Origin of the sequence: Micromonospora sp. B9E7 (assembly GCF_039871815.1) — a bacterium.
Lineage (GTDB): Bacteria > Actinomycetota > Actinomycetes > Mycobacteriales > Micromonosporaceae > Micromonospora.
In genome coordinates this window covers 47,721-74,292 of record NZ_JBDPLX010000015.1, presented here as the reverse complement: position 1 = coordinate 74,292, position 26,572 = coordinate 47,721, and the positions used below count along the sequence as shown (strand labels likewise).

Below are 26,572 nucleotides of genomic sequence, written 5' to 3'. Positions count from 1 at the left end.
GCTGGTGACCCTGCCGAGTTTCGGGATCCCGGCATGACCAGCGCCGCTGCGGTGTCGACCGCCCGGCCCGCCGCGCCCGCCCGGCTGCCCTCGCTGACCGGGCTGCGGTGGATCGCCGCGTTGCTGGTCTTCGGCTTCCACGCCGGCACCATGCGGATCATCGCCGAGCCGGACTACAAGGCGGTGGTCGACGCGCTGTTCACCCTCGGCCTGTCCGGGGTGCAGTTCTTCTTCATCCTCAGCGGATTCGTGCTGGTCTGGTCGGCCCGGACGGGCGACTCCCGGCGCACCTTCTGGCGGCGTCGAGTTGCCAAGATCTACCCGAATCACCTGGTGCTGTGGGGAGCGGCGCTGCTGGTCGCCTGGTGGTTCGCCGACCCGGTCCTGCCGGCCGTCGCGCTGGAGAACCTGCTGCTGTTGCAGGCCTGGGACCCCCGAATGGGCTGGTTCTACAGCGTCAACACGGTGAGCTGGTCGCTCTCCTGCGAGTTCTTCTTCTACCTGTGCCTGCCGCTGGCGCTGCCGCTGCTGCGCCGGGCCCGTCCGAAGCTGCTCTGGGTGCTGATCGTCGCGCTGCCGCTGCTGATCCTCGCGCTCTGGCCCGCCCAGCAGTTGGTGCCGGAGGCGAGCCGGTGGTGGTTCACCCAGATCTTCCCGCCCGTACGGTCGCTGGAGTTCTGGCTGGGTGCGGTGGCGGCCGAGTTGATGCGCCGGAGCCTCTGGCGCGGCCCGGGGCTGACCGTCGCCAGCGTGATCTTCGTGGGCACCTGGGTGGCAGCCGCGCAGTGGATCCCCGCGGAGTGGTGGACCACGCTGCTCGCGGTCGCGTACCTGTTGGTGATCACCGCCGCCGCGGACGCCGACGTGCGGGACAAGCGGTCCCCGTGGCGGTCCCGGCCGCTGGTCTGGCTCGGGGAGGTCTCCTTCGCCTTCTACCTGGTCCACGTGCTGGTGATGACCAGCGTGCTGCGCTGGAGTGGTGACTGGGGGACCGGCTTCACGGGCTGGCGCGGCCCGGTCGTGGTGCTCGGCTTCCTGGTGGTGAACCTGGTCCTCGCCGGGCTGCTGCACCGCTTCGTCGAGATGCCGATGATGCGTCGACTCGCACCGCGCCGCCCGGCCCGTCCGACGCCTGTCCCCCGGCAACGCGCGGCCGAACCCGACGCCGTCGGCGCGCAGGCCGACGCGGCCGGCGAGGGCGAGCAGGCCAGCGGTCGATCAACGTACGTCGACTCGCGCTGACACCGTCCACCCTGCTCAGTGGGGGTCCGGCGCGGCGTGCGGCGACACGCCCGTGGTCGGTGCGCTGAGGTCGGCCCGACGGTAGCGTGGGGTCGTGCTTCCGGTCGCGTTCACCTGTCCGCTGTGGTGGGTGGCGCGCTGGGCGACGCGGGTGCTGACCAGCCTCGCCGTCGTCGCGGCCCTGGCGCTCGGCGCGGGCCCGGCCTCGGCGGCTGTGCCAACTCCGTTCGCCCTCAGCGCACTTCCGGCGACCTGCCCGTCCACCTCCGCGCAGGAGGCCGTGCACGAGGCGCGGACGGCGACCGAGAGCCCCGTCGAGGAGTCTTCCGCGACGTGGTCGGTCGACGCGCGACCCGCGCCGCCCGACGACCAGGCCACCGTCACGAGCGGCCCGCTGCCGGTGCGCGCGGCCGGGGCCGACCGGCTGCCCCTCGCCCACGACCCGAGCAGCCGGGCACCCCGGGCGCCACCCGGGCGCTGAGTCATCGGGACGAGCGTCCCGCCGCCGCGCCTGTCGACCCACCAACTCCGCGCCCCACCGGCCCGTGCTCCGCCGTGGCCGGTGCGGCTCCCCATCGCATTGCTCTCTCCCCGAGGTGCCGACCATGGAGACCGCTGTCTTCTACCAGTTCGTGACCGAGGTGCCGCAGGCCGCCGCCATCTGGTCCACCCTGTTCCTGCTTGCCCTGGGCGTCCTCGCCCTGCTGGTGGCCCGCCCCGAACGGGACCGGCCCTCGGACGATCCGCACCTGGCCGCCCCCACCGCTCGGGAGGTGGCCGCCGCCGAGGCCGTCGACAGGCGCCGGTACGCCGAGGAGGTGGCGGTCGCCGCAGCCGGCGCGGCCAGGACCGCCCAGCGGCGACGTGCTGCCTGGCTGACCGCTCAGGAGGAGATGGAGCGGGCCTGGGGCGGCTACGACGAGGCGGACGCCGCCGCCCGTCGCTTCGCCGGTGCCGGGGCGCTGCCCACCCCGCACACCCCCCGAACCCCGGCCGAGTACGCCGCCCGGGAGCGTTATCTGCACCGGGCGGCGATGGCGGCGTACTGGCGGGGCGACCTGACCATGACGCAGCTCGGCGACGTGTTCGCGCACCGGCGCGGCTGGGACCCCCGGCGGCACCCGGTCGAGCAGGAGGTGCTGCTCAGTCGGGCGATCCGGGACGCGAGGCTGGCCGACTACGAGACCGCCGCGGCCCGGGAGCGGGCTGCCTGGCGGGACGCGGAACTGGCTGCCGACTCGGCGCGCGTCCTTGCCACGGAGGCCTACGCGGCGGCGGCCCGGCTGCGACCGAACCCGCTACCCGCGCGACGAGCGGTGACCGGTGCGTTCCGACCGGCGGTCGTGGCACGGTGGCGGCCGGCCCGCGTGAGTTGAGCCCGATCCGTGACGTGAGCCGGCTCACGTCGACGGGGAATCGGGCGTCCGGCGCGATCGGCACGATTCTTCCGGTGATTCTGGTCGCATTCTCGGCGGCCTGTCCGGTTGTCGCCCGTAGGCGTCACCGCATCCGCTTGTCCCATCGAGTCACGTCATCGGCAATACGCGCAGAAATTGCCGCCACGATTTGGGTTTACGCAGGTGAAGCTGGCTTGGCAGGGTGCGGACGGGCCAGTAGTGTCGTCCCGTCCGGTGCGGTAACCGATCGCAAGAGGCGACGCCGCGCCGACCCGCTCAATCGTGATGAACGAACCGGGGACCCATCAGTAAGTCCGGGGTGAATCCGCGAGCATGGCCCGCGGTAGGGCGATCTTCCCGCCCGAATCCGTCAGCTAACCCGGTAGGCGGTGTCGGAAGGAGTTCCATCCTCGTGCAGCACCTTTCCACCCCTCGGTTGTTCCCTCGCCTCCACGGCGCAGCGGTGCCCCCGCTCATTCGTCCAGTGACGGTGAGCTGACCCCCCGGGTCATCGCCTAACCGCCCGGCCGCGCCGGGCGTTCCCCTGAGCGGTTCACCATCCGCGGACCACGGTCCGCGCGCTGGCGCTTGCCCGGATACCGGTCCGGTCGCCGGTGTGCCGCTCTCCCCCCCGATCCGTGGAGGACCCCGTGAAGCACACCCTGCAGCGTCAGCTCCGCCGCTTCGCCACCGAGCGCCCGTACCAGATCGTTGCCGCCTCCGCCGCGGCCCTCGCGATCGCCACCACCACCGGCGCCCTGCTCACCACCGCCGACGACGCACCCGCCGGCCAGCGCACCGCGACCACGGTCGCCGAGATGCGCAGCGACGTCGCCGCCTCCCGTGGCGAGGTGCGCGAGGCGTCCCCGTCGGCCAGCGCCGCGCCGACCACCGCCGCTCCGGCCACCAGCGCCGCGTCTCCGGCGGCCAAGGCCAACCCCGACCTGACCCGTAAGCCGACGCCGCCGAAGCCACCCGCGACCAAGGTGCTCGACTACGACTACGAGGCGCAGAACACGTACTACAACTGCGGCCCGGCGGCCACCCGTAACGCGCTCAGCGCCACCGGCATCGACCGCACCCAGGAGGAGCTCGGCGCAGAGCTGGGCACCACCGAGATGGGCACCAACTCGGCCGAGGACACCACCCGGGTGCTCAACGCCGAGGTGAAGGGCTCCCCGTACCGGACCCGGATGTTCGCCGGCGCGCCCAGCCCGGCCCAGATGGACCGGCTCCAGGCCGACGTCGTCAAGGCCATCACCGACGGACGCGGCGTGGTCGCGAACGTCGTCGGCGACGCCGTCGACACCGACGGCGGCTGGCACTCCTACGGCGGCGGGCACTACATCGCCGTCGTGGGTTACAAGGACAACGGCCGCACCGTCCGGATCGCCGACTCCGCGAACGCGGCCGACCCGTCGTACTGGATCACCACCATCGACCTGGCCAACTGGATCGCCAGCCGGGGCTACTCCGCCTGACCCAGGCACGCTGACCGCCGCGGGCGCCGTCCCCCACAAGGGGCCGGCGCCCGCGGCGTCTGTGCCGTCAGTAGGCGATGAAGCCGTACAGCGCCAGGTGGTTCGACTTCGTCCCGCCGACCGTGTGGTCGATGGTGGACGACTGCACGCTGCCCTTCACGAAGAGATAATCGATCTTGCTGGAGCCGCTGGTGGCCCTCGACCCGTAGCCGGTCATGCCGAAGCCGCTCAGCGTGCCTGGGGCGATGCCGGTGCGGTTCGCGTCGATGCCCACGACGCGGATCGTGGAGGCGTTCAGCAGGCTGGTCGCATCCGCGCCGAGGTGGATGCCGCTGTCGGCGATGCCCGGGTCCCCGTCGCCGGCGCAGGCGTTCTGCCGGTTCTCCTGCGGCAGGTGCATGGTCGCGGCGAACACGCTCGTGCCGGTCGCCTTGATGGTGAACCGGGCCGCGATGGCGCTGGTCCGCTTCCACTTGTAGAAGTCCGTGCTGTCCGGGTCGCTGTTCGGCGGCTTGTACAGCGTGCATCCGGCGCCGTCGGCGTACGCCGTGCCCGGCTTGAGCCACCCCGCGCTCCAGTACTTCGAGATGTCGCCACTGGCGAGGCTCAGCGTCCGCTTGTTCCAGATGATGCCGTTGGTCTGCTTCTTCTTGAGGTCCCCGAGCGACTGGGAGCTGCACTTGTGCGTGCTGCCCCACGGCTCCGGGTCGCTCCACGCCACGATCGCGCCGTAGCTGCCCGCCGGGTAACCGAACTTCGCCGACAACTGGTCGGCGTACGCCTCGGCCTGGCCGGTGCCGCGTACCTGTTGCACGATCAGGATGTCGGGCGCGACCACGCCGGTGGTGCCGGTGCGGCCGGCGTCGTCGACCAGCATCGAGGTAAGGTGGTCCGGCCCGGAGATGCGGGTGCAGCTCCCGTCGGAGTTGTTCACCACCAGGTTCTCGATGTTGTTGTTGTAGACCCGCAGGACCCGGTCGGCCGCCTCGGCGGTCCGCGCAGGGCCGCTCGGGGGTGTGCCGAGCGCCGGGGCGCTCAGGGCCGTGCCGAGCGCGACGACCGCCAGGGCCGCGACAAGTGCTGATCGATGCCTGGTGAGCACTGTGGACTCCTCTCCGCGACGGGATCGACAGATGACTCTCCCCGTCGAGGCGCCGAACTCTACAGTGGATCTTCGTGTCGCGTCGGTGGCGTGGATGACGACTCTCGTACCGGGCCGTGAACCGTGGGAGACTGCGGCCGTGGTGGATGAATCGGGTGGTCAAGCCGGTCGTGGGCGGGTCCTGCTGCTCCTGCACGGGATGGGCACGACCGGGGACGTCTGGTTGCCGTGGGCACCGTTGCTGGAGCAGCGCTGGGCGGGGCGGTGGTTGGCACCGGATCTCGCCGGCCACGGCTGGGCGGCACCGTTGCCGTCGTACACCTTTGCGGGGTTCGCCGACCGGATAGCGCACGGCCTGGCGGCCAGCGACCGGCTCGTCGTGCTCGGGCACTCGCTGGGCGGGGTGGTCGGCCTCGCGTTGGCCGCCCGCGCCGCCGGGACGCCGGTGGACGCGGTGGTCGGGCTGGGCATCAAGGCGGTCTGGTCGCCCGTGGAGCTGACCCGCGCCGCCGAACTGGCCGCCCGCCCGGTGAGCTGGTTCGCCACCCGCGCCGAGGCGGCCCGCCGCTACCTGCGCGTCTCCGGGCTGGTCGGGCTGGTCCCGCCGGATGACCCGGTCGTGGACGCCGGGCTGCGCCAGGTGGACGGCCGGTGGCGCCTCGCCATGGACCCGACCGCCTTCGCCGTCGGCGAGCCCGACCTGACCGCCCTGCTGGCGGCGACCGACGTGCCGGTGCTGCTGGCACGCGGGGAACACGACCCGATGGTCACCGACGAACAGCTCAAGGAGTACGGGGTGCCGGTCGCCACGCTGCCCGGCCTCGGGCACAACGCCCACGTGCAGGACCCGGCGGCGGTGCTGGCACTGCTCGACCCGTACCGGTGAAGAGCTACACCGGTGCGGGTGCGGCCAGTTCCTGCGTCGGGGTCAGCTCCCGGCGGGCGGCGGTGAGGAACGCCTCGGCGTACGACTCGGCCGGGAAGTCGCCGAGGTAACGGCGCCGGGTGGCCCAGCGCGCCTCGGCCAGCGGGTCGGTGTCCAGCAGGTCCGTCAGCACACCGTCCAGGTTGGACATGTCCCGACGCAGCACGTAACCCGAACCGGCCAGCGGGAAGCGCTCCACGAACCGGTCGTCCTCGCCGCCCATGTCGGTGAGCGCGTACGGCTTGCCGGAGTAGAGGTAGTCCGAGATCACCCCGGACACGTCGGAGACCAGCGCGTCGGAGGAGTTGACGCACTCGGTCAGGCTCAGCTCCCGGGCCGCCGCGCCGAACACGTGCTGCCGGCCGGTGCGGGCCCGGTCGGCAGCCAGCAACTCGGTGAGCCGGCCCAACTGGCGCGCCGACGCCGGGTTCTGCGCGGTGTACGGGTGGGCCCGCAGGATCACGGTCGCGCCGCGATCGAGCAACCGACGCAGCAGCTGCTCGGCCACCGGCAGCGAGCAGTAGTCAGCGTCGGCGTGGTGCCCGGTCCAGGTGGGCGTGTAGAGCACGGTGGGGTGGGCCAGGCCCCGCGCCGGCTCCGGGCGTACCTCGATCGACTCGACCTGCGGACGGCCGACCACCACGAACTTGTCCGCGGGAATCTGCACCCCGGCGCGGGCGTACCTGTCGATCGCGGCCGGGCCGGCCACGAAGATCCGGTCGAAGATCCCGGACACCGGGTTGGCGCTCGGCGCCTTGTCGCTGTCGCCGTGGTGCAACTGCACGTGGGTGAGCTGGGTGAAGCGGATGCAGTGGCTGTTCTTCGCCCCGTGGTTGACGTAGAACGCAGCCCGAATGCTCGGCACCAGCGCCTCGTCCATGGCCCGCAGGGTGGGGCAGTAGACCACCGGAGCGTCGGTGGCCGCCGCGATCGGGGCCAGGAACTCCGGCTCGCGGAGCATGACCAGGAAAGGTCGGCCGATCCGTTGCAGGTACGGCAGCCACATGGTGACCTGGTATTCCGAGCCGGGCGGGGCGGAGAAGTAGAGCACGAACTCCGGCTGGTGCCGACGCAGCGCGCGGCCCACCGCCCCACCGCCGACGCCCGGCCGGAACCGCCGCCGGGCCAGGTCCAGCGCGACCGCCCCGGCACCCGCACCGACCAGCAGGCTGGCGACCAGTGGCACCACGGCCGGCAGGGTCAGCGCGGCGGCGAGCGCCACCACGGTGAGCAGCCCGAGCAGCGCGGTGCCGAGCTGGTCGGCGACCAACGGCGTCCAGGCGCGAACCGGCAGGTTCGCCGAACGGATCTCCAGGTTGCCGGCGGTACGCAGGGGCCCCACCAGCAGCACCAGCCCCAGCATGACCAGTGCGGTGGCGACCAGCGCCAGGTCGAACCCGTCGTCCAGCCGCCGCGAGTAACCCACCAGGACCGCGGCGGCGATCAGCGTCGTCTCCGCGACGAGGTCAGCGCCGGGCCGGATGCGCTGCTCGACAGCCGAGGCGACCACGGCCGCGACGGCCAACGCCAGGCCCCAACCGGTGGCGTCGGTGAGCGCCAGCACGACGAAGGCCAGGACGGCCAACCCGGTGCTCAGGCAGCGGGCAGCCAACTTTCGGACCAGGTCGCCGCGCATGTCGCTCCGTTCGTGGTTCCGCAGCCGTGGGCGTCAGTTGGCCGACGCCACGTCGGCCGGTGCCTCGACCTGACCCGGCCCGGCCTGCGCCGGCACGCTCGGCGTGGGCCCGTCCCCGGGCGCCCGGCGTACGTCGATCACCTGGCCGGTCAGGTCGGAGATCAGCACGTCCAGGGACGACTGGGCGACGGCCTCCGCGGCGAGCAGCGTGTGCTCCGGCTCCTCGCCGAAGGCCCGCGTCCGCATCGGGGTGGCGGTCCGCTCCGGGTTGATGCAGTTGACGCGTACGCCGACGTCGGCCCACTCGTCGGCGAGCGCCTGGGTGAGGTTGACCAGGGCGGCCTTGGTGGCCGAGTAGAGCGCGTAGCGGGCCCGCCCCCGGGTGTAGGAGCTGGAGGTGTAGAGCAGCAGCTGACCCTTGGTCTGCTGCAGGTAGGGCAGGGCCTGACGGGCGATGGTCACCGGGCCGACGAAGTTGACCTGGAGCAGCCGGTCCATGGTCTCCTCGTCCATCTCGGCGAGGGCGCCCCGCTCCAGGATCCCGGCGGTGACCACCACGTGGTCGATCCGACCGGTGGCCTCGAAGGCGGTCGTCAGCGCGGCCTCGACGTCCTCGGCCCGCTCCACGTGGGTGCCCGTGCTGGAGCGGCTGAACGGGAAGACCTGGGCGCCGAAGCGACGGGCCAGCTCGGTCAGCTCGTGGCCGATGCCGTAGCTGCCGCCGAACACCACGATGGTGCGGCCGGTCAGCTCCTCGCTGTAGCTGCGGTGGTCGGTCAGCCGGGGTGCCTGCGCCGCCGCGAGCTGGAAGAGCTTGTCGGCCAGGTGTACGTCGACCGGGTGGGTGACCTTGATGTTCTCGTCCGAGCCGTCGATCACCTTGATCGGGGTGCCGGGCAGGTAGCGCAGCACCACGCCGCAGTCGTCGGTGGCGGCGAAGTTCGGGTCACCCTCGGCGATGCGGTACGCCTCACGGATGGTGGGGGAGCGGAACGCCTGCGGGGTCTGCCCCCGGCGCAGCCGGGACCGCACCGGGATGTCGGTGATGCAGTCGTTGTCGTCCACCTGGATGATCGTGTCCGCGGACGGGATGGCCACGTCCACGGCGTCGTAGGTCCAGAGCGCGTTGACGCACTCACGCACGATCCGTCCGCTGAGCAGCGGGCGCACCGCGTCGTGGAAGAGGATGTTGCAGTCCTCCGGACCGACCGCGTCCAGCGCGATCCGGGTGGTGGTGTTGCGGGTGTCACCACCCTCGATCACCTTGGTGACCTTGCGCAGGCCGGCCTTCTCGACGATCTGCTGGGCGTCGTCGACGTGGCCGGACGCCATCAGCACGATGATCTCGTCGATCTCGGGTGCCGCCTCGAAGACCGCCAGGGTGTGCTCGATGATCGGCTTGCCGGCGATCTTCAGCAGTTGCTTCGGGATGCCGAGGCCCAGCCGCGTCCCGGTGCCGCCGGCCAGAACCACGGCCACCGTCCGCGAGGGCCGCCACGGCGTCGGGGTCTCCGCTTCGGCGTCCGGGCCAGTGGTCTGGTCCTGCGTCATTGCCGGATCCTCACTCTCAGGGATGCGTAAACGGAAGGTTCCGCCCGAGCGGCGACGGGATGAACCTTAACGCGCGGACCGCGCCGCCCCAACGCGGGCGACGCGGTCCGTGGCGTCGTGTCGATGCCGAGGGTGCTACTTGCTGTTCGCGTACGCCTCGTAGGCGCGGACGACCTCGTCGGTGGGGCCGTCCATCCGCAGGACGCCCGATTCCAGCCAGATCGTCCGCTCGCAGGTGTCCCGTACCGAAGAGAGCTGGTGGCTGACCAGGAACACCGTGCCCGCGCCCTCGCGCAACTCCCGCACCCGCTGCTCGCTGCGCTTGCGGAAGCCCTTGTCACCGGTGGCGAGCGCCTCGTCGATGAGCAGCACGTCGTGCTTCTTGGCGGCGGCGATGGAGAACCGTAGCCGGGCCGCCATGCCGGAGGAGTACGTCCGCATCGGCAGACTGGCGAAGTCGCCCCGCTCGTTGATCCCGGAGAACTCGATGATCCCGGCGGCCTGCCTGGCCACGTCATCGGGATGCATGCCCATGGCCAGGCAGCCGAGGGTGACGTTCCGCTCGCCGGAGAGGTCGTTGAGCAGGGCGGCGTTCACGCCCAGCAGCGACGGCTGCCCCTGGGTGTAGATCGCGCCCCGGTTGACCGGCAGCAGGCCGGCGATGGCCCGCAGGATGGTGGACTTGCCGGAGCCGTTGGTGCCGATCAGCCCGATCGCCTCGCCCCGGTACGCGGTGAAGGAGATTCCCTTGACCGCGTGCACCTCCCGGATGTTCGGGGCGGAGGTGCGCTTGACCAGCCGACGCAGCGCGGCCACCGGCGTGGTGCCGCCGCCGGCGCCCTGGTGCACCCGGTAGATGATGTGCGCGTCGTCCACGACGACGGTCGGGATGCGCTCCTGCGTCGACGTCATCGTCGCGCTCGCCTCGGTGGGCGTGTCGAAGTGCTCAGCCACGGCCGTACTCCTGTTCCCCGCGCCAGAAGTAGATGAAGCCGCCGACCCCGGCGACCAGCGCCCACCCGGCGCCGACCAGCCAGAGCTGAGTCAGCGACTCGTTGAGCAGCGGTGCCTCCTCGAGCAGCGTGTACCGCGCCAGCTCGATGTAGACGAGCAGCGGGTTGTACTGCACCAACGTCGTCGCCCAGGCCGGCAGCCGCTCGAAGAGGCTGACGCTGTAGAGGACGCCGGAGCCGTACATCCAGGTGCGCAGGACGAACGGCATGACCTGCTTGAGGTCACTCGCCTTGGAGCCCATCCGGGCCACCAGCAGCACCACGCCGGCGTTGAACACCGCCTGCAGGAACAGGGCCGGCACCAGCAGCAACCACTCCAGCGTGAGCGGCTCGCCGGTGACCAGCACGATGCCGATCAACACCACCATCGACGCCAGCAGCTGCTGGAACTGCGTCAACGTGGTGGACAGCGGCAGGCTGGCCCGGGGGAAGTGCAGCGCCCGGATCAGCCCCAGGTTGCTGCTGATCGCCTGGGTGCCGGTCAGGACCGCGCTCTGGGTGAAGTTGAAGATGAACAGCCCGGTGGTCAGGTAGGCGATGTAGTTCGGCATGTCGTTCTGTGCCAGCACCACCCCGAAGATCAGGTAGTAGACCGCCGCATTGGTGAGCGGGGTGAGCACCTGCCAGAGCTGACCCAGCTTGGCGTTGCTGTACGAGGCGACCAGCTTGGCGTTGGCGTACGCGGCGATGAAGTGCCGGTACGCCCATAGTCGGCGGCTGTACTCGACGACGCTGGGGCGCTCACCGGCGACCCGTAGCCCGTGTCGAGCGGCCAGCTGCGCCTGGGTCAGGCCCGTGTCGGGGTCGACCAGCGCGGTGGTGGCCATGGAAATGGCGCTCCGATCTCTGTGCAGACGGGGTGGCTCGCGACGATGGGATCCTAGTGGGAAATGTGCGCGGGGCGCCGCCTCGTCGCTGCGAGGACAGTAGTCCGAAACACGTCGGGACGCAACCGTATCGTCGTTGCGTTACTCTGGTCCCCGTGACCTGCGATAAGAGCCCTGGATGACGACCGAGAAGAGGCGGGCCCCGGCCGGAGCGGCGGTGCTGCGCGACGAGATCACCGCAGCGATCCGGCGTGCGCTGATGCAGGAGCTCGCCGCCGTCGGCTACGGCCGACTCTCCATCGAGGCGGTGGCCCGGCGGGCCGGCGTCAGCAAGACGGCGATCTACCGCCGGTGGAGCTCGAAGCACGACCTGGTGCTGGAGATCGTCGCCTCGGCGGCACACGGCAAGCTGCCGGCGTTGGACACCGGCACCCTGCGCGGTGACCTCGCCCTGCTGTTCCAGGCGGTGGCGCACGCGCTGCGGCACCCGCTGGCGTCGCAGATCATCCCCGACCTGCTGGCCGAGGCCGCCCGCAACCCGAGCATCGACGAGACCCTGCGCCGGGTGCTGCACGCGCGCCAGCAGGAGATCGGCGGTCGCCTGGTCACCCGTGCGGTGCAGCGCGGCGAGCTGCCCGCCGACACCGACCCGGACGCGGCGGTCGACCTGATCGTGGGTCCGCTCTACTGGCGGCTCGCCATCGCCCGTCTTCCCCTCACCGACGGGTACCTCGACGACCTGGTCGAATCCGTGGCCGCCGGGCTCGGCGCCGACAGTGCCCTGCCCCGCCCTCGGCCGGCCCCGATCGCGGGTTGACCAGGCACCCGACACTCGGCCGCCCGCCGCAGTGGTCCGTCTGTCCGATTCCGCTAGGCTGCCCCCTTGGCACCCGGCTGTCATCGATCAGACATCCGCTTTTCGCCCTCAATTCGCCGCCGGACGACAAGGACGCCCCGTGACGCAAGTCGAAGACGCTGTTGCGACTCCAGCGCCAGCCGACCAGAGGAACGCCGCGAGCGCGGGTGCTCGACCCGGCGGCAGCAGTCGGCGCGGTCTGATCGGGCGGCTCAACGCCGTGGTGGCGGGTACACCCGTCGTGTTCACCGACGCGGCGGTGGTCAGCTTCGCCATCTGGACGCTGCTCTACCACCTCAACCTCGGCCTCAACCTGCGCCCGTCCGTCATCTTCCTGATCTGGGCCGTCCTGCAACCGGTCGCTGCGTACGTGGCCTGGAAGCTGCGCCGCCGCGACGTGGCCCCACGGCCGACCGACGACGAGGCGGTGACCGGCCCCGCCGACGCCCCCGTCGACCGCGCGTCGGTGCTGCGTCGTTACGCCCTGCCGGTCGTCACCGCGGTCGGCGCCGCGAGCTTCGCCGCCTTCGGTAAGGGGGCGTTGAGCTGGTGGTTGGCGGCCGGGTTCGGTCTGGTGTCGGTGGTCTCCGCCTGGCTGACGCTGCCCCGGGCCGGCAGGTCGGGCGGCGCGGTCGCCGCCGCGCCCGTCCGGGCCACCACCCCGGTGCAGGGGTACGTGGTCCTCCTCGTCTCCCTGGCCGCCGCGTACTTCGCCACGCTGTTCAACCGGGTGTCCCTCGACGACGTCTTCTACGTCGGCAAGTCGGTCTGGGTGGCCGAGCGGGACACCATCCCGTTCAAGGACTTCCTGTTCACCGAGGGTGTGCTGCCGGGCGGTTCGGCGAACCCGCCGCTGCCCTCGTTCGAGGTGTTCGTCGGGGCGCTGGCCCGGGCGCTGCACGTGCACACCGCGTCGGTGCTGTGGTACCTCCTGCTGCCGGTGCTGGCCGTCTTCGCGGTCCTCGCCCTGTGGCGTCTCGTGCAGCGGTGGGCCCCCCGGCGTCCGCTTGTCGTGTTCGGTGTGGCGGCGGCCCACATCCTGCTGGTGGCGTACTACGCCGACGCCCTGAACACCTACCACCTGCCCCGACTCACCCAGGGCAAGAGCGTCTTCGTGCACGCTCTGATCCCCCTCGCCTGGGTGTACCTCACGGATTACCTGGAGCACCGCTCACGGCGCGCGTTGGTCCTGCTCACGTTGCTCTCCGTCGCCAGCGTCGGGTACACCACCACCGCCGTCATCCTGCTGCCACTGCTCGCCGGGGCGGCCGGCGTGGCGCTGCTGGTCGCCCGCCGACTGCGGGAGGCCGTCCTGTGCTTCCTGGCCGCCACGGCCTATCCGCTGCTCTCCGGCGTGCTCGTGCAGGTGCTGCGCGGTGGTGTGGAGGAGGCCGCCGCGACGTACGCCCCGCTGCAGGAGCTGCGGACCATCTACGAGCTCACCCTGTGGCTCGGCGTCCTCGGTCTCATCGGCGGGCTCGCCGTCTGGTGGTCTCCCCTCGTGCTCCGCCGTGGTGTGCCACAGCAGCTCGCCGTCGGTGCGGCGCTGGCGGTGACGGTCCTGATGGTCCCCGGGGTGTTGAAGCTCGGTGGTGACCTGAGCGGTCTGACGGCGGTGCTCTGGCGGGTGCCGTGGATCCTGCCGGTGCCGGCGCTCGTCGGTGCCCTCGCGGTCATCCGCCTGCCGGGGCTGGCCCGGGCGAACCGGGTCCTCGCCGTCGCCCTGCCCGTGCTCCTGGTGTTCGTCTTCTACACCCAGGGCAAGCCGATGTGGTACGGCGGTAAGGCGCTCGAGAGCAGCCCGACCTGGCGGATGCCGGACAACCGCAAGGCCGCCTCGTTCTGGATCAAGAACCTGGACCGCCCCGCCGGCCTGGTGCTCGCCCCGTCGACGGTGATGCGTGCGCTCCCGCAGGTCACCGCGGAGGTCCGGGTGGTGCTGCCGCGCGACCTGTACCTCACCGACTACGGCCCGACGACGCCGTTCGCAACGGACCGGCTGCTGCTCGCGAAGTTCGCCGACGGCGAGCCCGTCGACAGCTCCGCGGTCGCCGGGGCGATGGACCGCGTGGGCGTGGGCCTGGTCTGCGTATGGAAGGGCAACACCACCGTCCCCGCTGTCGCACCCACCCTGGGGTTGGAACCCTTCGCGTCGCGCAAGGCGCCGGGGGCGATGGTCTGCTACCGCGTCGGTGCCCCCGGCTCGGCAACCGGCGGATCCTGAGGACGGTCGCGTTGCAGGGTTTTGACCGGAATGGTGCTCGGATACCCGCTCGATGCCACCGCGCCCGTTCGCGTTAAGGTCGCAGTCACGTCCGCCAGCCTCGCGCTGGCGTGACGTGACGAGCGCCCGCCAGGCGCTTCAGTCTCGGCTCCTGGTGCGCGCGTAGACCCGAGCCCCAGCCCGACACGAAAATCGTAGGGAGCGAACTCGCTTGTTCGGCACGTTGTCAGGTCGTCTCGGAGCGGCCGCCAGTGCGGCGCTGCTGGTGCTGGCCTACCTGGTCATGCTCGTCGCTGGCGCATTCGGCTGGGTCGCGCTGTTCGCGGTCGTCGGGCTGGTCGCCGTGTTCGGCGACTTCTTCCTCGCCCGCTGGTCTCCGACATCGCACCTGCTGCTGGAGAAGGCGGGCCTGCACTGGTCGTACCGGCAGCTGACCCGGGACCTCTCGGCCGTGTTGCTCGTCGCCGCCGAGGTCCGGCTCAGCGGCGGCGAGCTGACCCTGCTGCTGGTGCTGCCGGCCGTGGTGTGGGTCGCGTCCGTCTTCGCCGGGGCGCTCTCCATCATGATCGAGCGTCGTAACCCGATGTCCGCCCTGGTGCGCAACATCGAGTTGGGTCCGCTGCGCTCCGCCCCCCAGCCGCCGGCCTGGGTGACGGCCGTCACCGGCGAACGGATGCCGCTGCTCAACCTGCTGCTGGTGCCGGCCGCCGTGGCTGCCGCGGTGCAACACGACGCGACGCCGTTCCTCGCCGCCGGCACGGTGGCGGTCGTCGCGACCGGTGCGGTGGCCGCCGCGCTCGCGCTGACCTGGCTGCGGGGCCGGGGTGCGCCGCAGGCGCCGCTGCTGCCCGCCGTCCAACGCTGGCTGGACACCCACCGGCCCGAGGTCGCGCTCTACTTCGCCGGCCCGGCCAAGGACGTCTACCAGGCCAACATGTGGCTCGCCCCGACCGAGGCGCTCCAACAGCGCGCGGTGGTGCTGATGCGCAGCCGGGAGGCGTTCCTGGAGTTGGCCGACACCCGACTGCCGGTGATCTGCGTACCGGCGGGGGTCGACTTCATGAACCTCGACCTCAGCGGCGTCCGCGCGGCGCTCTACGCCGCGAACGTCGGCGCGAACATCCACATGCTTCGCGAACCCACCACGAAGCACGTCTTCGTCGGGCACGGCGACAGCGACAAGCAGGCCAGCGTCAACCCCTACAGCAAGGTGTACGACGAGGTCTGGGTCGCCGGGCTGGCCGGCCGGGAGAGGTACGCCCGGGCCGGCGTGGGGGTGCTCGACTCGGACATCGTAGAGATCGGCCGACCGCAGCTCGCCGGGGTGCACACCTTCGGCGCGGAGTCGGTGGACCGGCCGTTCACCGTGCTCTACGCCCCCACCTGGGAGGGTTGGCTCGACGACGATCCGTACCACACCTCGCTGGTGCTGATGGGTGAGCGGATCGTCAAGGGGCTGCTGGCCACGAGCCCCCGACTGCGGCTGGTCTACAAGCCGCACCCGCTCACCGGCTCGCGGTCAAACGCGGCCAGGGCGGTGCACGAGCGGATCGTCGCGGCCATCCGTGCCGCGGGCGGCAACCCGGACGCGTCCTCGCTGGACGGCACCGCCCACCTGGTGGTCACCGGTCGTACCCCAGCCCTGTTCGACTGCTTCAACCAGACCGACCTGCTGATCAGCGACGTGTCCAGCGTGGTCTCCGACTTCGTGCAGAGTCAGCGCCCGTACGTGGTGGCCAACCCGGCCGGCCTGTCCGAGGACGAGTTCCGCCGGGAGTACCCGACGGCGCGGGCCGCGTACCTGCTCTCCAAGGACTGCGGCGAGCTGGAGAAGATCGTGTCGGTGACCCGGGCCGGCGACGACCCGATGACCGAGGCCCGCAGGGACCTGAAGACCTACCTGCTCGGCCCCGCCGAGGCGAACCCGATGGACCGGTTCCAGGAGGAGATCGACCGCCTCTGCCGGTGAACCGCACGGATGGCGTTGCGCGCCCGGCCCGACACCTCTCGGGCCGGGCGCGGCCGTGTCAGCCCAGCAGAGCGGCCACCGCCTCGGCGGCCGGGGTGTCCGCGGGCAGCGCCTGCGCCGCCACCACCGCGGCGACCGGCAGCGGACCGTACACGTGCGGGAAGAGCTGCCCGCCGCGCGACGGCTCCCAGCGCAGCGCGTCGCCCAACCGGTCCTCCGCGACACTCAGCAGCGTCAACCCGGTCGCGCCGGCGAAGTGCCGCCGCGCCGTCTCCACCACCTGGTCGCCGTCGGAGAGGTGGATGAAACCGTCCTGCCGGTCCACGGCGGAGCCGGTGAAGGCGCCGGCGGCGAGGGCGTCGCCCCATTCCGCGCTGGACAGCAGTTTGTAGATCACCTCGGCAGCCTACGGTGCTGGTGTGGGCGCGCTGAGCGGTTTTCGTCGGTACCGCCGCGCTCGTCGCCCCCGGCCGGGCATGCTCAGGTCAAGGGCCGCGGAGGGGATGGGCGATGCAGAGCTACGACGACGACTGGACCGACAGCCAGCGCGCGCTGTACGACGAGTGCTACCGGGCCGGCGGTGAGTGGGCCGAGGACCCGGACACTCCGTCCGACGACGTCCAGTATGTGATCAACCTGGCCGAGGCGGACGACGACGCCTTCCAGGATGCCGAGATCGACTATCCGCCCCTGGTCGACGCGGTCACCCAGGCCAGCGGCGTCACCGTCACCAGCGTGCCGGCCAGCCACGAGGACCCGGGCTTCCGCGGCTTCACCGACGGCGTCCGGGACGCCACCGCCGACGACGTCTTCGGCCTCTAGGGTCTGCGTCGGAGCCCTTGGCCGGCACATCGCGGTAGGCGGCCTCCCACTTCGCGCACGCTTCTGCCACCATTCGCAGAACGGCGTTGCGACGGACGGGGGCACGGGTGCGGATCCTGCTGGTGGAGGACGACCGCCGGGTCGCCGGTGCGCTCTCCTCCGCCCTGACCCGCCGTGGGTACGAGGTCGAGCACGCGGCCACCGTCGCGGCCGCGCTCTCCGCTGCCCCGTGCGACCTGGTGTTGCTCGACCTGACCCTGCCCGACGGGGACGGCACGGACCTGTGCCGGGAGCTGCGCCGCCGCAGCAGCCAGCTCGGCATCATCGCGGTGACGGCGCGGGGCGAGGAACGGGATCGGGTGCTGGGTCTGCGCCTCGGCGCGGACGACTACGTCGTCAAGCCGTTCTCGATGGTGGAGTTGCAGGCCCGGATCGAGGCGGTGCTGCGTCGGGCCGCGAACGCCGCACCGGAGCGGCACCTCATCGAGGCCGGGTCGGTGCGCATCGACGTGGCCGCCCGGACGGTGACCGTGGACGGTCGCGCCGTCACGTTGACCCGCAAGGAGTTCGACGTGCTGCTCTCGTTGGCCCGCCAGCCCGGGGTGGCGGTGCCGCGCGATCGGATCCTGCTCGACGCGTGGGGCACCACCTGGGCCGACCGGCACACGGTCGAGGTGCACGTCGGGTCACTGCGCGGCAAGCTCGGTGACGCCCGCCTGGTGGAGACCGTCCGCGGCGTCGGCTACCGACTGCGCGACGCGTGAGGGGCTGACGTGCGCCGCCGACTGGTGATCAGCTACCTCCTGCTGATGGTGCTCGTCCTCATCGCGTTGGAGACACCGCTGGCCGTCACCATGGCCAGCCGGGAGACCGAACGGGTCCGTGCCGACCGGCTCGCCGACGCCACCCGGTTCGCCTCGCTGGCCGGGCCGGCGTTGCGCGACGGTGGGCCGGGCCCGATCGAGTCGGAGCTGACCAGCTACGACAACCTGTACGCGATCGCCGTCGCGGTCGTCGACCGGGACCGGAGCACCCCGGTCGCGTCGCCGAGGTGGCAGCCCGCCCCGGAGACGGCGACGGTTCTGGACATCGCGCTGTCCGGGCAGCAGACCAGCGCGCCCGAGTCGGTCTGGCCCTGGACGACCGGCCCGGTGGTGGTGGCCGCCCCGATCAACGACGGTGGTGAGGTGCTCGGCGCGGTGGTGATCGTGACCCCGTCCGACCAGATCCGCCGAGCTGTCGTCGCGTGGTGGCTGCTGCTCGCCCTGGCTGGTCTGCTCGCCGTGCTGGCCTGCGTGCTCACCGCGTTCGGGTTGGCCGGTTGGGTGCTGCGCCCGGTCACCGAACTGGACGCGGTCACCCACGAGATCGCCGAGGGTGACCGGGGGGCCCGGGTCCAGCACCGCCTGGGCCCTCCGGAGCTACGCCGCCTCGCGGCCAGTTTCAACCACATGGCCGACGTGGTGTCCGACGTGATGGATCGGCAGCGCGCCTTCGTCGCGCATGCCAGCCACCAACTGCGCAACCCGCTCACCGCGCTCCGGCTGCGGGTGGAGGAGCTGGGCCCCAGCCTCACCGACCCGGACGGCCGGTCCGAGCACCGGCTGGCTCTGGAGGAGACCGACCGGTTGGCGTTGGTGCTCGACGCGCTGCTCACCCTCGCCCGGGCCGAACGGGAGGAGAACGAGCGGGTCACCGTGGACGCAGCCGCCGTGGCCGCGTCCCGGGTGGCCGCGTGGGCGCCGCTGGCCCGGCACCGTTCGGTCGCGTTGCGGTTGGCCACGACCGACGCCCCGGCGTACGCCCAGACCGTGCCGACCGCCGTCGACCAGGCGCTGGACGCGTTGATCGACAATGCGGTGAAGTTCAGCGGGGCGGGCGGGGCGGTGACGGTGACCGTGGCCCGCCGCGACGACGGGGTGGCGCTGGAGGTACGCGATTCCGGCCCCGGTATGACCGAGAGTCAGCTCGGCCAGGCGACCGAGCGGTTCTGGCGAGCGCCGGACGCCCAGAACGTGGACGGCGCGGGGCTGGGCCTGACCATCGCCGCCGTGCTGGTGGACGCGTCCGACGGGCGGCTCACCATGCGCCCGGGGGAGTCACGTGGGCTGGTCGCCGCCCTGTGGTTCCCGGCGGCGGAGCCCGACCCGCCGGTGGAGCCCCTGGACGAGGAGTCGACTGCCGACCTGCGGCCCGCCCCGGCGCGGTGACGGCAGGTCGTCAGGGTTTCGCCGCGCGGTACCAGGCGGCGGCTCCGGGGTGCAGCGACAGCGGCGCGGTGACGATCGCCGAGCGGGGGCTCATCCGCCCCGCCGCCGGATGGGCGGCGGCCAGTTCGGCCCGGCGTTCCATCAACAACCTGGTCACCTGCCGGACCAACCGCTCCGGCAGGTTGGCCCGGACGATGAGGTAGTTCGGGTCGGCCACAGTGGTCACCGCGTCCACCCCGTACACCGAGCGGGGGATGTCCCGGGAGACGTAGACCTGGCCGTAGCGGTCGCGCAGCGGCTCGGTCCACTCGCTGAGGTCCACGATCCGGGTGGCGCTGCGCCAGGCCAACTCCTCGATGCCCCGCACTGGCAACCCGCCGGAGAAGAAGAACGCGTCGATCCGCCCGGAACGCAGCGCCGCCACCGAGTCGTCCAGCCCGAGCCGCTCCCGACGCACCTCGTCGCCGCCGAGCTGGGCCACCTCCAGCAGCCGGGTCGCGGTGATTTCGGTGCCCGAGCCGGGCGCGCCGACGGAGACGCGACGGCCGCGCAGGTCGGCGACCGTGCGCACCGGACCGCCACCGGTGCTGACCAGGTGCAGTTGGTCGTCGTACACCCGGGCGATGGCCTGGACCGTGGGGTTCTCCGCCGTGGTGGTGGGCAGCACGTCGGCCTGGGTGAAGCCCAGCTCGGCCGCGCCGGAACCGACCAGTTGGACGTTCTCCGCCGACGCGGCGGTGACCACCACGCTGGCCCGCACGTCGGGGAGTTCCCGGTTGAGGATCGCCGCCAGCGACTGGCCGAACGCGTAGTAGACGGCGGTGGGGCTGCCGGTGGCGATCCGGATCGTCGTCGGTGCGGTCGGGGCGTCCCGGCAGCTGGAGACGGCCAGGTTCGCGACCAGCAGCACCGTCATCAGGGCGGCCGGCCCCGCGCGGTGGTGGCCGGGCCGGCTGGACGAGGTACGACTCACGCGGTGCACTGTGCGCCGTCGCACCGGCGCGCGCAAGCCCCATGTGCGCCGTCGCACCGGTACGCGCAGGCTCCTTGTGTGCGCCGTCGCGCGGGCGCGCGCAGGCTCCTTGTGCGCCGTCGCGCGGGCGCGCGCAGGCTTCTTGTGCGCCGTCGCGTCGGGCGGGTGTGGCCGGCGCCCCGGTCAGCAGGCCGGCCGACGTGCCGACGGCGCGACCGCGCCCCGTGCCGTCGCCGGCCCGCGCGCCGGCTCCAGCGCCGCGCTGCTCAGGATCCGCGCCCGGTCCGGGCCGTCGGCCACGCTGACCAGAAAGCAGCCGGTGCCCGGGCGGAGCCGGGCCGGCACGTCGAGCACGGCGGCGCTCCGGATCAGCACCGCGGCCAGCTCGCGGTCGGTGAGCCGTACGCCGAGGATGTGCCGGCGGACGTGCCGCCCGGCGGCCAGCAGCGCCGACCGCCACGCCGCCGCCGCGAGCCGGCTCACCAACCGTCGCCGTGCCGGCGAGGCACCGGGCAGCGGCCCGCCGAGCAGCTCACGCCGCCCCTGCCACCAGCCCGCGTCCAACACCCGGGTGTACGCGTCCTGGTGCTCCTGCGGCACCCAGAGCCGGTGCAGCTCGTAGCGGCGGCGCAGACCGCCGACGACGACCTCGTGGGTGACCGGGACGTCCAGTCGGGCGAGCAACTGCCGCATCCGTTGCGCCGCGTCCTCCCGGTTGAACTCCACCCCCGGTGCGTGCGCCGGGCGTGTCGCGGTCGGCCGGGCGGTGGTCGGGGGTGGCGTGCAACGCAGCAGGCAGGCGGCCTCGAACGCGTCGCCCAGGGTCAGCCAGTCCAACGGAGGTGGCGGCGCCGGGGAGCGGGGCCGGTCGAGCAGGGCGGGTTCGGGGGTCAACGGAGGCTCCCTTGTCGGAGTCTGGGTGTCCCTACCGTGGCCCCTGCACCGTCGTTACGGAACTGCTCCGGCCCAGGCTTGAGCAAATCTTGCGGCTGCCGACCCGTCAGAGGTCGGTGACCACCAGATCCACCTGCCGGATCCGGCCCGGCGCGGTGGCCTGCTCCACGACGGTGTACTTCAGCTCGCCCAGCGTGCCGATCAGCTCGTCGGCGGTGCGGGGTCGGGCACCGGCGACGAGCAGGTCGCGGACCAGACGCCCCTTGGTCGCCTTGTTGAAGTGGCTGACCACCGAGCGGACCGGCACCCCGTCGACCTCCCGCTCGTGCAGCACCCGCACGGTGACGGTCCGCTCGGCCAGCGTCCCGCGCGGCGTCCAGGTGGCCGCGTACGCGCCGGAGCGCAGGTCCAGCACCGGACCTTTGCCGGCGGCGGCGTCCAACACCGGCGTCAGCTCCGTGCGCCAGTACGCCGACAACCCCCCGACACCCGGCAGGCGAGCGCCGATCGGGCAGCGGTACGGGGGGATCCGGTCGGCCAGGCGGACCACGCCCCACAGCCCGGAGCTGATCATGATCGACCGACGGGCCGCCCGTTGTCCTGCGGCCGGCAACGAGGCCAGGTCCAACGCCTCGTAGAGCACCCCGGTGTAGAGCCGCTCGGCCGGCGCGGTGGCCGCCTCCCGCAGTCGGGCGTTGCGGCGCAGCTCGCCCCGCTGACCCTCGCTGAGCCCGAGCGCCGCCCGTCCGGCCTCCTCGTCCGGCCCGGCGCAGAGCGCCACCAGCGCGTCCAGCACCCGCTCGCGGGCCGGGTTCAGCTCGGGCAGCGAGACCCGGTCCGGGGAAAAGCGTCGTCCGGTGCCGGCGTCGGCCTTCCCCTCGGAGGGCGGCAGCAGGATGAGCATGGGTCTCCTCGACGGTGCAACGGCGGCGGCCCGGCCAGCGTACGACCCGCCCCTACCGCCAGGGTCGTACCGGGGTGTCGGGGTGGTACACGCGATAGCCACCGACCTCGCGCACCGGTGCGGCGTCCGCCCGGTCGGCGAGCAGTCGGCGCAGCCGCCGATCCATCGGCGAGTCGACCTCCACCACGTAGCCCGGCCGTTCGGCCCGCCCCACCTGCCGCCAGTACGGCAGGTAGCGGTTCTGCCCGGGGGACAGGTCTCCGTCGAGCACCCCGCAGACCACCGTCTCGTCCGTGTTGAAGATCAGCCGGTTGCAGGTCCAGTAGTCCCCGTACACCTGGTGGGGGCCGTCGGCGCGCAGCGCGGCGGCCAACTCCCGGGCCTGGCGCTCCTCGGTCCGGGACGCCTCGGTGCCGGTTGCCGCGAAGAGCGCGGTGATCGCCAGCGCGGTCGCGGTCAGTGCGACCAGCACGGCGGTGGACAGCGCCCCGGTGAGCCGGCCGAGCGCGCCGACCGTGCCCCGCCAACCGGCCACCGCCACCACCCAGAGCGGCCAGAGCACCGCCGGCAGCGACAGTTGCAGCACCGACAGGTACCGGGCGTTGTCCAGTGGGCTGGTCGCGGCGAGCGGGCTGCGCACGTACGACAGCAGGGTCAACGCGGCACCGACGACCAGCGCGAGCTGCACGACCGGCCCGACCCGCGCCCCACGCGGTGCCGCAGCCGCCCGTCCAGCCCGCTCCCCGCGCGACGCCCCGGCTGCCCGGCGGTACGCGAACACCGCGAACACCGCGCCGGCCACCAGCAGCACCGGATACAACACCCCGAACCACTGCTGCCATCGACCGCAGCCGTCCACCGGGCAGAGCCCGTGCGCCAGCGGCACCCCCTCCAGCAGGCCGCCCCGGACCCGGTCGGACCACGGCGGCAGCGGCCCAGCCTTGGTGCTGATCTCCCGGAACACCGACAACGAGTCGTCACCCGGACCGGCCCGCAGGTTGTCGACGAGCATCGGCGCCACCCCGACGACGGCCCCCGCCACCAGCAGCAGACCGGACCAACCGAGCAGTTCCCGCCGTACCGCCCACACCAGGGCCAGACCGGCCACCGCCAGGTACGGCAGGATCAGCCAGTCCGACCAGAGGGACAGCCCGACGAGCAGGCCGAACGCCGCGACCGCGAGCCGCCGGCGATGGACCGTGCCGGCGGCCAACCCCACCGTGATCAGCAGCATCAGCAGCACCGCCGGCTTCACCTCGGGTCGGCCACCGACCACGGTGAGCTGGTCGCGCACCACCCGCTCGCCTCCGAGCACGAGCAGGCCCACGACGAAGGTGGCGAACCAGGGTGTGCAGATCCGGCGGGTCAACCGGTGGATCAGGTAGAGGAACAGCGCGTACAGCGCGAGCATCGGCAACCGCAGCACCGGCCAGCTCGGTCCGGCCACCGCCACCAGGGGAGCCGCCAGGTACGACTCCACCATCCCCATGTAGTGCTGGCCGTAGAGGAAGACCGGGCGTTCCCGGCCCTGCCCGATGTGCAGCGCGGCAAGGCCGAACGTCGCCTCGTCGCTGTTCGACACCGGCACCGTGAACAGGGTCAGGACCAGCCGGTAGACCACACCGGCCACCCCGAGCAACAGCGCGACGAGCGCCGGCCGGTCGAGTCGCGGGCGCCATCGCCCACGGTGCTGCTCTTGATCTGACACGACCACGCCCCCGTCGTCGTCCCGACGGAGTGTTTCACGTTCGGCGGGGTCGCCGGGGTGGATCGGCGCAGCCGGGACGGCTCACGTGGCCGTGGCTGTCGACGTGTGGCAGGGTTGGCCCGTGCCACCCACTCCCGCCGGCCAGCTGGCCGTTCCGAACCTGCACCGGGCTGCGCGGATCGAGGACGCCGTTCACCAGCTCGTGCAGCGTCGGCTGCGGCGCACCGGCTGGCGGGTCAACATCGTCGCGTACACCGGCTATGGCGCACCGGGCTGGGTGCGGGTGATGTGCCGGGTGCTGCTGGGGCGTCCGGACACCCGCCAGCGGGGTCGGCTGGACAAGGTCCGCGGCTGGCGCAGCTTCACCACGCTGCCCAACAAACACGTCACGGTGACCATCGAGGCGGGCGGGGTGCGGCACGAGACGCAGGCCGACCGCAGCGGCTTCGTCGACACCCTCGTCGAGGCCGACCTGCCGCCCGGGTGGGGCACCGTCCGCCTCAGCGTCCCGGACGCCGAACCCGTCGACGCGCCGGTGCGCATCCTCGACCCGGACGTCAAGTTCGGCATCCTCTCCGACATCGACGACACGGTGATGGTGACCGCGCTGCCCCGGCCGCTGCTCGCCGCCTGGAACACGTTCGTGCTCGACGAACACGCCCGCGCCGCCGTGCCGGGCATGGCGGTGCTCTACGAGCGGCTGGTCACCGCGCATCCCGGCGCGCCGGTCTTCTACCTCTCCACCGGCGCGTGGAACGTGGCCCCCACCCTGACCCGCTTCCTGTCCCGGCACCTCTACCCGGCCGGGCCGCTGCTGCTCACCGACTGGGGCCCGACCGCCGACCGCTGGTTCCGCAGCGGCATGGAACACAAGCGGTCCACCCTGGCCCGGCTGGCCAAGGAGTTCCCCGACGTGCGCTGGCTGCTGGTCGGCGACGACGGCCAGCACGACCAGGAGATCTACCGGGAGTTCGCCGCCGCCCACCCGGAGAACGTCGCCGGGGTGGCGATCCGCCGTCTCTCCCCGACGCAGTCGGTGCTGGCCGGCACCCTGCCCGCCCCGGCCGGACGCCCGTCGTCCGGGCCGGTGGGGCAGAAGTGGCTCTCCGCCCCGGACGGCGCCGGCCTCTGGCAGTTGCTGCGCGACGCCGGCCTGGTCTGACCCCGCAGCTCGCGGCCGTCAGCCGGGGGCCTGCGCGTCGCCAAGATCCGCGCAACATCAGCGTTGTTGGTGTCTCCCGCACGTCGGAGGCAGCAACATCCGGGAAGTTGCGCGGATCTCCATGCCTCCGAGCACCCAGGGACGCCGGGCAGCCTGGGGTTGCCGTACTGCGCTACGGTCCCATCCGACCCGCCGGAGCGGGAGGCGGGAAGCGGAGGCGGGGATGCTGAGGTACGCGCAGCCACGGTTGGCGTCGGACGAACGAATCCTGTTCTCCCAGCGGGGATACCTCCCCTTAGGTGCGACGCCGTTGAGCGCCCACGGGGCCCTACTCATCCTCACCACCGGGCGCTTGCTCTTCGCACCTTCTCGGATCTGGAAGATCCGCAACCCCGCAGAGGGCTGGGTCCGCGCCAAGTCGATGAGCCTGTCCGACGTGACGGCCGCAGAACCCGCATCCGGCGCGCGGTTGACGATCAGTTCCAGGTACGGCGACACCGTCTCCTTCTGCGCCATCCTCCCTACCGGCCCGGGCTTTGTCTGGCAGGTGCGCGACGCCGTTCCCTACCGGGACGAGACGGTTCGGCGGATCAGGCAGGCAATCCGCGAATGACTCTGATGCCGATGAGGAGTTGGGGTGCCTGGTTCGGTGGTCTGCTGCTGTGGGCCGTGTTCGGCTTCATGATGGTGATGTTCAGCAGGAATCCGGCGAACGGCTGGGGTGGGTTGTTGCTGGTCGCCGCGTTCTTCGTCGGCATCTGTCACCTCGTCACGCTCGCCACCATGTTCTCCTACGTGAAGGTGACTCCGGCTGCCCTTCTGGTGGTCAACCCGGGACTGTCGACCGCGATACCGTGGAGCCGCGTCCAGGAGGTGGTCGCGGAGCGTGGTCTCGTGGTCAGGGTCACCGGTGCCGAGGATGTCCACTGCTACGCGTTCCAGCCCTCCGTCGTCGGCCACCTGACGGGGTATCGAGGAGCCCATCGAGCGGTCAAGAAGATCGTCAGTTATGGGCAGCGGGTCGCCGTCGCCGCCGATGAGGGCGAGCCGGAAAGAGCGGTTACCTGGCGGCGCCACCTGCTGTGGTTGGTGGGTGGCTGGTCGGTCTTCGCGTTGCTCGTACCCTCGTTGGTCCGCGTCCTTTGAGGAGCAGGCAGATGCCTGACGAACAGGTGGCCGCGACCAGGCGGCGTACGTCCTACCGTCTGCACGTGTTGTCCTGGCGACTGGCGTTCCTGGCAGGCGTCCTTATCGCGTTGACCCAGGTGCTGAGCGCCAATCACGTCATTGGTCACCTGGCTTCGGTGATCGTGGTCGTTCCACTTGTCGCGGTCTTCTGTGGTTCCTTGTTCCTGGTGCTCGTGACCGGCGCGATTCAGGCAGCCCACTTTTCGGTCAACCCTCTCGGGAGAGGGGCGGTGCGGCGGCAGGTCCGGTTCAGTCGCATGCTTCTGGTGGATCTGGTGACCCTGCCGTGGAATCCCAATGCCCGCCGGCATTGACCTACGGCTGGGCGTCGCCGGCAGCAAGCCCACGGAGGCCACCTTGTGCGACCCGGGCATCATCGCGGGCTGGTCGATAGCGACAAGCCATGGCCTGTTCGTCAACCTCTACAGCCAGTACGTTGGTTGGCGATGGAACTTGCGTCGAGCGTGGTCCGAGGTCTCGGTCAGGTG

The 26,572-nt window shown here is 72.0% G+C and carries 25 protein-coding genes and 1 riboswitch; of the genes, 15 read left to right on the top strand and 10 right to left on the bottom strand.

Annotation, left to right across the window (positions count from 1 at the left end; genetic code table 11):
* Nucleotides 1–33 precede the first annotated feature (33 nt).
* From ABGB10_RS22690 to ABGB10_RS22675, 4 genes are all read left to right on the top strand, one after another.
* Nucleotides 34–1,242, top strand: a complete 1,209-nt coding sequence (locus ABGB10_RS22690) for an acyltransferase (protein ID WP_347662907.1) — start codon at nt 34–36, stop codon at nt 1,240–1,242.
* Between the two features lie 94 nt (nt 1,243–1,336).
* Nucleotides 1,337–1,723 (top strand): hypothetical protein, encoded by a 387-nt coding sequence (locus ABGB10_RS22685; RefSeq protein WP_347662906.1) that lies wholly within the window; start codon nt 1,337–1,339, stop codon nt 1,721–1,723.
* Nucleotides 1,724–1,847: 124 nt separating this feature from the next.
* The gene (locus tag ABGB10_RS22680) at nt 1,848–2,618 is read left to right on the top strand and encodes a hypothetical protein (RefSeq protein ID WP_347662905.1); all 771 of its coding nucleotides are present in this window, start codon (nt 1,848–1,850) and stop codon (nt 2,616–2,618) included.
* 284 nt (nt 2,619–2,902) lie between these two features.
* A riboswitch (cyclic di-AMP (ydaO/yuaA leader) is annotated at nt 2,903–3,043 on the top strand.
* Nucleotides 3,044–3,277: 234 nt separating this feature from the next.
* Nucleotides 3,278–4,120: a C39 family peptidase gene (locus ABGB10_RS22675; protein WP_347662904.1), complete on the top strand. Its 843-nt coding sequence runs from the start codon at nt 3,278–3,280 to the stop codon at nt 4,118–4,120.
* 67 nt (nt 4,121–4,187) lie between these two features.
* On the opposite strand, the gene ABGB10_RS22670 is transcribed toward ABGB10_RS22675, so the two are convergent.
* Nucleotides 4,188–5,222: a hypothetical protein gene (locus ABGB10_RS22670; RefSeq protein ID WP_347662903.1), complete on the bottom strand. Its 1,035-nt coding sequence runs from the start codon at nt 5,220–5,222 to the stop codon at nt 4,188–4,190.
* A 94-nt stretch (nt 5,223–5,316) separates the two neighbouring features.
* Between ABGB10_RS22670 and ABGB10_RS22665 the strand changes: the two genes are divergently transcribed.
* Nucleotides 5,317–6,108 carry an alpha/beta hydrolase gene (locus ABGB10_RS22665; protein WP_347662902.1) on the top strand — a complete coding sequence of 264 codons (792 nt, stop codon included), beginning with the start codon at nt 5,317–5,319 and terminating at the stop codon, nt 6,106–6,108.
* A gap of 4 nt (nt 6,109–6,112) precedes the next feature.
* Here ABGB10_RS22665 and ABGB10_RS22660 read toward each other — a convergent pair whose 3' ends face one another.
* The 4 genes from ABGB10_RS22660 to ABGB10_RS22645 all read right to left on the bottom strand — a co-directional run bounded on the left by ABGB10_RS22660 (nt 6,113) and on the right by ABGB10_RS22645 (nt 11,174).
* Nucleotides 6,113–7,783, bottom strand: a complete 1,671-nt coding sequence (locus tag ABGB10_RS22660; protein WP_347662901.1) for a CDP-glycerol glycerophosphotransferase family protein — start codon at nt 7,781–7,783, stop codon at nt 6,113–6,115.
* A 33-nt stretch (nt 7,784–7,816) separates the two neighbouring features.
* Nucleotides 7,817–9,334: a bifunctional cytidylyltransferase/SDR family oxidoreductase gene (locus tag ABGB10_RS22655; RefSeq protein WP_347662900.1), complete on the bottom strand. Its 1,518-nt coding sequence runs from the start codon at nt 9,332–9,334 to the stop codon at nt 7,817–7,819.
* Nucleotides 9,335–9,469: 135 nt separating this feature from the next.
* Nucleotides 9,470–10,246 carry an ABC transporter ATP-binding protein gene (locus ABGB10_RS22650; RefSeq protein ID WP_347663021.1) on the bottom strand — a complete coding sequence of 259 codons (777 nt, stop codon included), beginning with the start codon at nt 10,244–10,246 and terminating at the stop codon, nt 9,470–9,472.
* A gap of 34 nt (nt 10,247–10,280) precedes the next feature.
* Nucleotides 10,281–11,174: an ABC transporter permease gene (locus tag ABGB10_RS22645; protein WP_347662899.1), complete on the bottom strand. Its 894-nt coding sequence runs from the start codon at nt 11,172–11,174 to the stop codon at nt 10,281–10,283.
* A 178-nt stretch (nt 11,175–11,352) separates the two neighbouring features.
* Between ABGB10_RS22645 and ABGB10_RS22640 the strand changes: the two genes are divergently transcribed.
* From ABGB10_RS22640 to ABGB10_RS22630, 3 genes are all read left to right on the top strand, one after another.
* Complete coding sequence (locus ABGB10_RS22640) at nt 11,353–11,991, top strand: TetR/AcrR family transcriptional regulator (protein WP_347662898.1); 639 nt, start codon at nt 11,353–11,355, stop codon at nt 11,989–11,991.
* A gap of 139 nt (nt 11,992–12,130) precedes the next feature.
* A complete protein-coding gene (locus tag ABGB10_RS22635; RefSeq protein WP_347662897.1) occupies nt 12,131–14,254 on the top strand; it encodes a DUF6077 domain-containing protein in 2,124 nt (707 codons plus the stop codon).
* 211 nt (nt 14,255–14,465) lie between these two features.
* The gene (locus ABGB10_RS22630; protein ID WP_347662896.1) at nt 14,466–16,223 is read left to right on the top strand and encodes a CDP-glycerol glycerophosphotransferase family protein; all 1,758 of its coding nucleotides are present in this window, start codon (nt 14,466–14,468) and stop codon (nt 16,221–16,223) included.
* Between the two features lie 58 nt (nt 16,224–16,281).
* Here the strand turns inward: ABGB10_RS22630 and ABGB10_RS22625 are convergent, their stop codons facing one another.
* Nucleotides 16,282–16,620: a DUF952 domain-containing protein gene (locus ABGB10_RS22625; protein ID WP_347662895.1), complete on the bottom strand. Its 339-nt coding sequence runs from the start codon at nt 16,618–16,620 to the stop codon at nt 16,282–16,284.
* Nucleotides 16,621–16,733: 113 nt separating this feature from the next.
* On the opposite strand from ABGB10_RS22625, the gene ABGB10_RS22620 reads away from it, so the two are divergent.
* The 3 genes from ABGB10_RS22620 (at nt 16,734) to ABGB10_RS22610 (ending at nt 19,255) form a co-directional block, all read left to right on the top strand.
* A complete protein-coding gene (locus ABGB10_RS22620) occupies nt 16,734–17,045 on the top strand; it encodes a hypothetical protein (protein WP_347662894.1) in 312 nt (103 codons plus the stop codon).
* Nucleotides 17,046–17,152: 107 nt separating this feature from the next.
* Nucleotides 17,153–17,809: a response regulator transcription factor gene (locus ABGB10_RS22615; RefSeq protein ID WP_088990531.1), complete on the top strand. Its 657-nt coding sequence runs from the start codon at nt 17,153–17,155 to the stop codon at nt 17,807–17,809.
* 9 nt (nt 17,810–17,818) lie between these two features.
* A complete protein-coding gene (locus ABGB10_RS22610; protein ID WP_347662893.1) occupies nt 17,819–19,255 on the top strand; it encodes a HAMP domain-containing sensor histidine kinase in 1,437 nt (478 codons plus the stop codon).
* Nucleotides 19,256–19,265: 10 nt separating this feature from the next.
* Here ABGB10_RS22610 and ABGB10_RS22605 read toward each other — a convergent pair whose 3' ends face one another.
* The 4 genes from ABGB10_RS22605 to ABGB10_RS22590 all read right to left on the bottom strand — a co-directional run bounded on the left by ABGB10_RS22605 (nt 19,266) and on the right by ABGB10_RS22590 (nt 23,734).
* Nucleotides 19,266–20,171, bottom strand: coding sequence for a TAXI family TRAP transporter solute-binding subunit (locus ABGB10_RS22605; protein ID WP_347663019.1), 906 nt, complete (start codon nt 20,169–20,171; stop codon nt 19,266–19,268).
* Nucleotides 20,172–20,411: 240 nt separating this feature from the next.
* A complete protein-coding gene (locus tag ABGB10_RS22600) occupies nt 20,412–21,122 on the bottom strand; it encodes a hypothetical protein (RefSeq protein WP_347662892.1) in 711 nt (236 codons plus the stop codon).
* Nucleotides 21,123–21,228: 106 nt separating this feature from the next.
* Nucleotides 21,229–22,026: a peroxide stress protein YaaA gene (yaaA, locus tag ABGB10_RS22595; RefSeq protein ID WP_347662891.1), complete on the bottom strand. Its 798-nt coding sequence runs from the start codon at nt 22,024–22,026 to the stop codon at nt 21,229–21,231.
* A 52-nt stretch (nt 22,027–22,078) separates the two neighbouring features.
* The gene (locus ABGB10_RS22590; protein WP_347662890.1) at nt 22,079–23,734 is read right to left on the bottom strand and encodes a hypothetical protein; all 1,656 of its coding nucleotides are present in this window, start codon (nt 23,732–23,734) and stop codon (nt 22,079–22,081) included.
* A 121-nt stretch (nt 23,735–23,855) separates the two neighbouring features.
* Between ABGB10_RS22590 and ABGB10_RS22585 the strand changes: the two genes are divergently transcribed.
* The 4 genes from ABGB10_RS22585 to ABGB10_RS22570 all read left to right on the top strand — a co-directional run bounded on the left by ABGB10_RS22585 (nt 23,856) and on the right by ABGB10_RS22570 (nt 26,398).
* Nucleotides 23,856–24,896, top strand: a complete 1,041-nt coding sequence (locus ABGB10_RS22585) for a phosphatase domain-containing protein (RefSeq protein WP_347662889.1) — start codon at nt 23,856–23,858, stop codon at nt 24,894–24,896.
* A gap of 223 nt (nt 24,897–25,119) precedes the next feature.
* Nucleotides 25,120–25,509 (top strand): hypothetical protein, encoded by a 390-nt coding sequence (locus ABGB10_RS22580; protein ID WP_347662888.1) that lies wholly within the window; start codon nt 25,120–25,122, stop codon nt 25,507–25,509.
* A gap of 11 nt (nt 25,510–25,520) precedes the next feature.
* Nucleotides 25,521–26,042 carry a hypothetical protein gene (locus ABGB10_RS22575; RefSeq protein ID WP_347662887.1) on the top strand — a complete coding sequence of 174 codons (522 nt, stop codon included), beginning with the start codon at nt 25,521–25,523 and terminating at the stop codon, nt 26,040–26,042.
* 11 nt (nt 26,043–26,053) lie between these two features.
* Entirely contained in the window at nt 26,054–26,398 is a 345-nt protein-coding gene (locus tag ABGB10_RS22570; protein ID WP_347662886.1) for a hypothetical protein, read from the top strand.
* The last annotated feature ends 174 nt before the right edge of the window (nt 26,399–26,572 follow it).

Excerpts from the sequence above, each read along its gene's own strand:
- ABGB10_RS22620 (WP_347662894.1), top strand. The coding sequence starts at position 16,734 with ATGCAGAGCTACGACGACGACTGGACCGACAGCCAGCGCGCGCTGTAC.
- ABGB10_RS22605 (WP_347663019.1), bottom strand. The coding sequence starts at position 20,171 with ATGACGGTGCTGCTGGTCGCGAACCTGGCCGTCTCCAGCTGCCGGGAC.
- ABGB10_RS22640 (WP_347662898.1), top strand. The coding sequence starts at position 11,353 with ATGACGACCGAGAAGAGGCGGGCCCCGGCCGGAGCGGCGGTGCTGCGC.
- ABGB10_RS22645 (WP_347662899.1), bottom strand. The coding sequence starts at position 11,174 with ATGGCCACCACCGCGCTGGTCGACCCCGACACGGGCCTGACCCAGGCG.
- ABGB10_RS22660 (WP_347662901.1), bottom strand. The coding sequence starts at position 7,783 with ATGCGCGGCGACCTGGTCCGAAAGTTGGCTGCCCGCTGCCTGAGCACC.
- ABGB10_RS22665 (WP_347662902.1), top strand. The coding sequence starts at position 5,317 with ATGACGACTCTCGTACCGGGCCGTGAACCGTGGGAGACTGCGGCCGTG.
- ABGB10_RS22570 (WP_347662886.1), top strand. The coding sequence starts at position 26,054 with ATGCCTGACGAACAGGTGGCCGCGACCAGGCGGCGTACGTCCTACCGT.
- ABGB10_RS22575 (WP_347662887.1), top strand. The coding sequence starts at position 25,521 with ATGAGGAGTTGGGGTGCCTGGTTCGGTGGTCTGCTGCTGTGGGCCGTG.
- ABGB10_RS22690 (WP_347662907.1), top strand. The coding sequence starts at position 34 with ATGACCAGCGCCGCTGCGGTGTCGACCGCCCGGCCCGCCGCGCCCGCC.
- ABGB10_RS22580 (WP_347662888.1), top strand. The coding sequence starts at position 25,120 with ATGCTGAGGTACGCGCAGCCACGGTTGGCGTCGGACGAACGAATCCTG.
- yaaA (WP_347662891.1), bottom strand. The coding sequence starts at position 22,026 with ATGCTCATCCTGCTGCCGCCCTCCGAGGGGAAGGCCGACGCCGGCACC.
- ABGB10_RS22655 (WP_347662900.1), bottom strand. The coding sequence starts at position 9,334 with ATGACGCAGGACCAGACCACTGGCCCGGACGCCGAAGCGGAGACCCCG.
- ABGB10_RS22680 (WP_347662905.1), top strand. The coding sequence starts at position 1,848 with ATGGAGACCGCTGTCTTCTACCAGTTCGTGACCGAGGTGCCGCAGGCC.
- ABGB10_RS22650 (WP_347663021.1), bottom strand. The coding sequence starts at position 10,246 with ATGACGTCGACGCAGGAGCGCATCCCGACCGTCGTCGTGGACGACGCG.